Here is a 6,503-nt window from a genome sequence, read left to right as displayed (position 1 = left end):
ATGGGGATGGGGCTGGCGATCAGTCGTTCGATCATCGAGTCACACCAGGGGAGGCTGTACACGGTTGATGGTGCTGACGGCGCGTGGTTTGAATTCACGCTGCCCATCGCGACCGACGACCAGGCGACTCCGGTCCACGTGGGAAGCGCCGATCACGCGCCGCGGTCGCGATCGGTCAGTATATGAGGGGGCCGGGGTTGTGGGGCCGGGTTTAAGCGGCCGAGCGGAGACGCCGTCTCGTCGTTTCCGCGAAAGCCGGGATCATGCCTGGAACACCGGTGGGCTCCAGTCCCCAACGTCCAGCCCGCTGTCGGCGACGAATAGTCTGCCCGCGTTGGAGCAGACCGCCCGGTCGTCGGCGGACATATTTTCGACAGCCGTCGTGATCACCAATTTGAGTGTTCCGGCGTGTTCGACGAGGGCCGGGCAAGTGTTCTGTGGCGAAAGCGGAGTGCGCCAGACCTTTCGGCACTCCCCGCTGGCCAAATCGTACAACCTGGTTTCTCCGAAGGCAGCCGATTGCGGCAAGAACATCGCGATGATCAGCCCGCTGCCGTCAGGTGTCAGGATCGCTCCATCAGGAACCGCCGGGTCCGATGTCAGGTCGAGCACGACGTCGGGTTCGGTCAAGGTTCCGTTGTCAAGGTCCACGCCATAGCGAACGACCTGACGCGTCGGCGAATCGATGTCGAGCAACGAGAGTTGTCCCCCATCGAGAACGATTGCTTTGCCGTTGCTGCAGATCTGGTCGTCGCGTAGCCGGATCAATTTTTTGTCGCGTCCCCGGTACAGATAAAGCCCCGCCTTCTTGGTGGCAAATTCCAGGTCCTTGGTTCCGAAGATCAGGTTGTCTTCATAGGCCAGGCCGTCGTTGATGATCGTGTTGGTCACGTCATGGTCGATGTTTTCGCAGAACGGTTCCCACTGTTCGGTCGCAATGTCAAAAAAACCTAGCGAACGTTCGCATCCGACGACAAAACGATTCGCAGTTTCGCAGGGGAACGCAAACCCCGGCCGGCCGGGTAAGTCTTGTGAAACGTTTTTCCCGCTGTCGAAGTCGTAGCGATTCAGGCTACCGTGGGTCGCATCGGCGCCGTGTTGAATGCCCACCCAGGAAAACGCCCCCGGCGCGATTTGATACGGGCCTTCGGGGAGAAAACGCAGCGCGTCCGAATCAGGGGTGTTCAACGGCGTTGCTTCGATGACTTCGGCCACAATAAAACCTCGACGAGTCTGGGAAGTTGGGACTGGGATGATCGCAAGCTGGAAGCTTGTGCCACGGATCGCAAGCTGGAAGCTTACGCCACTTTGAAGTCGTTGAGCAAGGCTTGGGGGACTCCGATGCCGACGACTTGCACGGTTCCCAGCCAGGGTTTGGCTGCGGGCTTTGAAAACCCTTCTTTTTCGGCGACAAAGGTGACGGTCAGGTCGGCACGAAACGTCACTTCGGCGGGGGTGCCGGTGTCGCAGTCCAGTCCGGTGGGCAGGTCGATGGCGACTCTCAGCCCACGCCGTTTGTTGGCCAGCGTCACCGCGTCGCCATACAGGCCTCTGGGCGCGCCCGTCGCGCCCGTGCCGAGCAGGCAGTCCACGACGGTTTCATCGTCCGCGATCCACCGATCCAGGTCCTCGTCGGACTTGGCGATCTGGATGGTCAGTCCTGCCCGGGCCGCGATCGAAGCGTTGGCACTCGCGTCGCCGGTCAATCGATCCAGCGGGACCAGCGACAGGATGTGGACGGAAAACCCGAGCAATTCCAAGTGACGGGCAATGACGTAGCCGTCGCCCCCGTTGTTGCCCGGGCCGCAAAGGATGCAAACCGGGTTGGCACCGCTGGGTGTTTCGTGGCACAACGCGGCGATTCGCTCGGCCGCGCCACGCCCCGCATTTTCCATCAGGACCAATCCCAGCATTCCGTATTCTTCGATCGCGATCTGATCGACGCGTCGGACGTCTTCTCGTTTCATCGTTCCCCCGATCCGGTTCCGGTTGTCAAAGAGTCATGGCCGACCAACAATAGAAACGTGAGCGAGCCATCATATCCAATGAGAGGCCGAGCGGTCAGAGATGCAGGCGGGAAGCGTGGGCGGGCGGTATGTTAATGATGCCGTCACGCGCCACTGGCTGACGCCGCGTGCTGGGATAGAAATTACGTGATAATCGAGGTTGATCATGCCACTGTACGAATACGAATGTTCCAAATGTGACAAGTCCGTCGAGCTGCTCGTCCGATCGGCGGAAGAGCCGGTTTCGTGCCCGGAGTGCGGCAACGTCAAGCTGACGCGATTGATGAGCGCCCCGGCGGCTCCGAATATGAAGGGCGCAAGCGGGTCATTGCCGATGGCTTCGGGCGGCGAATCGTGCGGGGCACCGCGGTGCTGTGGCGGAATCTGCCAGTAGCGGCGGTGTCGCCTACGAGGCAGGTGCGTGGCGCAACCGGGTGACGCGGTGAAGCACTTGCTTCACTGCCGGTCCCATCGGGGTCACGGGTGGGTCAGCCGGGGTCACGGGTGCGTCAGCACCGGGCAAACGTCGAACCATTCGCGATGGTGTTGATTGGCCATCCACTCGTTGGCTTCCGGCGGCCCCCACAGTCCGGGCTCGTATTGGAACAGCTCCGGCGCGGCGGGGCTGCGCCAAGCGGCCAGGATCGGGTCGACGATGCCCCAGGCCAATTCAACTTCATCGCTCCGGGCAAACAAACTTGCATCGCCAAGGATGGCATCGAGCAGCAGCCGTTGGTAGGCGTCGGGCATGTCGCCTTTGGATGTTTGGTTGAAATCGAAATCCAGCGTGCTGGTTCGCGTCTTCATCTCGCTTTCAGGCACCTTGGACTCGAAGTGCAGCTGAATTCCTTCGGCGGGCTGGATTTGGATGACCAGCCGATTGCCGACGGGGCTACGTGTTTTTTGACCGAACAGAATGTGGGGCACGTGGCGGAACTGGATCACGATCTGAGTGGTCCGGCACGACATGCCTTTGCCGCTTCGCAAGTAAAACGGAACGCCCTTCCAACGCCAGTTGTCGCAATACAGTTTCAGCGCCGCGTAGGTTTCGGTCTGGCTGTTCGGGGGCACGCCTTCTTCGTTCAGGTAGCCGGCGTATTGTCCGCGGACGGTGTCGGATGCGAACGCGCCGCCGGTCATCTTGCGGACGCTGTGCAGCACTTTGACTTTTTCGTCACGCACCAGCGCCGCATCGTATTTTGCCGGCGGTTCCATTGCGGTGATCATCATCAATTGCAGGATATGGTTTTGGAACATATCTCGCATGATTCCGGCGCTGTCGTAGTAGCCGGCCCGGCGGCCGATGACGACTTCTTCGGCGACGGTGATTTGGACGTGATCGACATAGTTGCGATTCCAAATCGGTTCGAAGATCGAATTGGCGAATCGCAGCGCAAAGATGTTCTGGACGGTTTCTTTGCCGAGGTAGTGGTCGATCCGATAGATTTGGTCTTCGCGAAAGACCTTGTGGATCGAATCATTCAGTGCGTGGGCGGTCGCCAGGTCCGTTCCGAATGGTTTTTCGATGATCACTCTTCGGAAGCCGGCATCATCATCGGCCAGTCCGGCTGCGCCGAGTTGCTTGATGGCTTCCTCGTACAGCTGGGGCATCGTCGAGAGGTAGTACACGCGTCCGGCGCTTTCGCCCTGTTCGATTTCGTCCAGGAATTTTCCCAAGGCGTCGAAGTCGGCGGCTTCTTTGATGTCACCCGGCTGATAAAAGACGTGCTGACTGAATTCGTCCCAGGATTCCGCGTCGAACAGTTTTCCGGCAAATTTCGCCGTCGACTCGCGGAGGGAATCGCGGAATTGTTGGTGCTCGAATTGTGACCGGGAGACGCCGACGATCCGCATCACACTGTCCAGTTTGTCCTTTTTGAACAGACTGTAGAGCGCTGGAATCAATTTGCGACTTGTCAGGTCGCCCGAGGCACCAAAAATGACGATCGTATGAGCCATGGCTAAGGCAAATGCAGCGCGGAGAGAATGGGGTTCGCGACGCCTGAGCGTTCACCCGAAGCGTAGCTCGCAGAGAATCTCGGTGCCAGGGGACGTCATCCCCACAGGTGGCCGTCTGGTTGAACCCAGATGTTGTGGGGAGGGACGACTCGGCAAGGCGACGAGGGGGAAACGACGGACCGGTCGGGTCCAACGGCTACACGCCAACCACGCTCTTCATGGCCCGCTAATCGGCCGAACACTGCGCAGACGGCGATTCAGGCCGCCCTAAAGTTCAGCCAAGGCGTCGATCACCTGTTGGTCGTGACCATCGACCTTGACCCGCTTCCAGACCTTCGCGACCTTGCCGTCGGCATCGATCAGGTAGGTGCTGCGCTGGATCCCCATGGATTTCTTGCCATACATGTTCTTTTCGCGCCAGGCCCCATATTTTTCCAACATCACGTGCTTCTCGTCGACCAGCAACGGAAACGGAAGCGAATACTTGTCACGAAACTTTGTGTGGCTTTCGGCGGAGTCGGCGCTGACGCCAAACAGTTGGGCGCCCAGTTTCTTCATCTCGTCATATCGGTCTCGAAACGCACAGGCTTCTTTCGTGCAGCCCGGCGTGTCGTCGCGGGGGTAAAAGTACAGCACGACGGGGCCACCCTTGAGGTCGCTCAGTTTGACCTTGTCCCCCTGGTCATCTTTCAGTGTGAATGCGGGAGCCTTGGTGCCGGGTTCGAGCCAATCAGCCATCGATGAAATCCTCTGAGGAAAAAACACGAATCGTCGCGTCGGTAAGTGTTCAAGGAGTGTATCGAAATGTCCAGACCGGGAGGGCGTACAGGTCGGCAGGGGGTGAGGGCGGTCTCAGCGAGGGCCATTTCGGAAAGGAATCCAGCAGCTAGACTGCGGTCTGGTCCGATTCGTTCTCGGTGTCGTCGAGGGTCTTTGCGTTGCGTGCTTCAGCCTTTGTGTTTGTCGTGTTTGGACTGGGCTGGTGCGGCCTGGTGAATTTGCAATCCCTGCCGGCTGCTGAGGGTGACTCGGGGGGACGCAGCCGGACGATCAACCAGCGGATCGTTCCCGAGTGGATCGATGACACGCGGTTCACGTTCACCATGCAGGCAGCCGATGGATCGGTGGCGATTCGATCGGTCGACGCCACGACGGGCGAGATCACGACGGTCGAGCCCGGCTCCAATCTGGATCCCGACGATGCACTTCGCGGAGGGCCGCTGCCTCGCTCGCAGCCGTCGGCCTTGGAGACGAGTGTCGAGTTCGTCAATGAATCGGACCAAACGGTGCAGCTGTTTTGGATCGACACCAACGGGAAACCTCGACCCTACAGCGATTTGGCCCCTGGCCAATCCTATTCCCAGCACACCTTCGCCGGACACGCCTGGATGGTGAAAGCCTCCGATGGCCAATTCTTCGGCAGCACCATCGCCCAATCGCCGCCGACTGTGGCGCGGATCAAAGAGAAATTCGAAACGCCGAAGTCACTGTCGTCTCGGGACTCACGATCACGCCGTAACCGGTCGGACCGGGGCAGGGACCGCATTCCATCGCCCGACGGAATGTCCGCATTGCAGTCTTCGCCGAACGGAGTACGACTGCGGATTGACGGTGCCGAGGAGGCTCGCTGGATCGACCTGGACTTCGGCTCCATCGATGGCCACGACATCGTGTCTCCGTCCTGGTCGCCCGATGGGGCAGTGATTGCCGCCTGGAAAGTCGAACGCAACGAACCGCCAGAGACCACCACGATCGAATCATCGCCCGCCGGTGGTGGACGAGCCAAAGTCCGCGCCCGCCCCTACCGGCTGCCGGGCGACAAGTACGACGTGTTTGAGTTGTTTCTGTTTGATGCGGAAACCGGCGAGCGTCTGGAAACCGAATTGCCGCAGATTGATTTTGGACGACCGCGAATCCGCTGGTTCGGGGAACATCATTTGGCGATCGAGAAAGTGGATCGCGGACACCAACGCGTCCGGTTGTTTGTGATCGATCCGCTGGAGCAGACGGTTCGGACAGTGATCGATGAAACCTCGACGACATTCATTTGGACCATGCATGGACCGCAGGTTCCATTGTTCACGTACTTGGAAAACACCGATGAGGTGATCTATGCCAGCGAACGGAGCGGCTATCGGCACCTGTATTTGGTGGATTTGTGGGACGGGATTGGGGAGGATACTGCCCGCGAGGATGCCGACCGCGAGGACGACGAGCGTGAGGACGTAAGCCAAGGTGAGCCCTCCCCTCGACGCGATCGACCTTCCCCGAGTGACGGTGACGTCAGTGGTGGCATGCATGCGATCACGTCGGGGGATTGGTTGGTGCGTGAGATCGTGCGGATTGATGAGGATGCCCGGACGTTGGATTTGATGGTCGGGGACTATTACGACGACCAGGATCCGTACCACCAGCATCTTGTCCGCGTCGGATTCGATGGCGAAGGGTTGGTGGCGATCACCCAGTCCGACGGCGACCACTCCATTCAATTCTCGCCCGATGGGCGGTTCGTGGTGGCAACACACAGCCGTGTCGACT

6 protein-coding genes and 1 pseudogene are annotated in these 6,503 nt (G+C 59.8%); 3 read left to right on the top strand and 4 right to left on the bottom strand.

Going from position 1 to position 6,503, the window contains the following annotated elements:
* Positions 1 to 186: pseudogene (locus ABX749_RS17105) on the top strand (hypothetical protein); the annotation flags it as partial.
* A 75-nt stretch (positions 187 to 261) separates the two neighbouring features.
* Here the strand turns inward: ABX749_RS17105 and ABX749_RS17100 are convergent.
* Positions 262 to 1,188, bottom strand: coding sequence for an SMP-30/gluconolactonase/LRE family protein (locus tag ABX749_RS17100; protein WP_372897032.1), 927 nt, complete (start codon positions 1,186 to 1,188; stop codon positions 262 to 264).
* Between the two features lie 110 nt (positions 1,189 to 1,298).
* Positions 1,299 to 1,967, bottom strand: coding sequence for an NAD(P)H-hydrate epimerase (locus ABX749_RS17095; RefSeq protein WP_372897031.1), 669 nt, complete (start codon positions 1,965 to 1,967; stop codon positions 1,299 to 1,301).
* Positions 1,968 to 2,172: 205 nt separating this feature from the next.
* Here ABX749_RS17095 and ABX749_RS17090 point away from each other — a divergent pair, with 205 nt between their 5' ends.
* The gene (locus ABX749_RS17090) at positions 2,173 to 2,400 is read left to right on the top strand and encodes a zinc ribbon domain-containing protein (protein ID WP_145209390.1); all 228 of its coding nucleotides are present in this window, start codon (positions 2,173 to 2,175) and stop codon (positions 2,398 to 2,400) included.
* A gap of 104 nt (positions 2,401 to 2,504) precedes the next feature.
* Here ABX749_RS17090 and zwf read toward each other — a convergent pair whose 3' ends face one another.
* Together zwf and bcp are read right to left on the bottom strand one after the other, a co-directional pair.
* Positions 2,505 to 3,965 carry a glucose-6-phosphate dehydrogenase gene (zwf, locus tag ABX749_RS17085; RefSeq protein WP_372897030.1) on the bottom strand — a complete coding sequence of 487 codons (1,461 nt, stop codon included), beginning with the start codon at positions 3,963 to 3,965 and terminating at the stop codon, positions 2,505 to 2,507.
* 267 nt (positions 3,966 to 4,232) lie between these two features.
* Positions 4,233 to 4,703 carry a thioredoxin-dependent thiol peroxidase gene (gene bcp / locus ABX749_RS17080; protein ID WP_372897029.1) on the bottom strand — a complete coding sequence of 157 codons (471 nt, stop codon included), beginning with the start codon at positions 4,701 to 4,703 and terminating at the stop codon, positions 4,233 to 4,235.
* A gap of 200 nt (positions 4,704 to 4,903) precedes the next feature.
* Between bcp and ABX749_RS17075 the strand changes: the two genes are divergently transcribed.
* The coding region (locus ABX749_RS17075; RefSeq protein WP_372897028.1) for a DPP IV N-terminal domain-containing protein at positions 4,904 to 6,503 on the top strand (1,600 nt) is incomplete at its 3' end.

Source organism: Stieleria sp., assembly GCF_041595215.1.
In the GTDB taxonomy this organism is placed as follows: domain Bacteria; phylum Planctomycetota; class Planctomycetia; order Pirellulales; family Pirellulaceae; genus Stieleria; species Stieleria magnilauensis.
This window is presented reverse-complemented; position numbering and strand designations above follow the sequence as displayed.

Excerpts from the sequence above, each read along its gene's own strand:
- ABX749_RS17095 (WP_372897031.1), bottom strand. The coding sequence starts at position 1,967 with ATGAAACGAGAAGACGTCCGACGCGTCGATCAGATCGCGATCGAAGAA.
- ABX749_RS17090 (WP_145209390.1), top strand. The coding sequence starts at position 2,173 with ATGCCACTGTACGAATACGAATGTTCCAAATGTGACAAGTCCGTCGAG.
- zwf (WP_372897030.1), bottom strand. The coding sequence starts at position 3,965 with ATGGCTCATACGATCGTCATTTTTGGTGCCTCGGGCGACCTGACAAGT.
- bcp (WP_372897029.1), bottom strand. The coding sequence starts at position 4,703 with ATGGCTGATTGGCTCGAACCCGGCACCAAGGCTCCCGCATTCACACTG.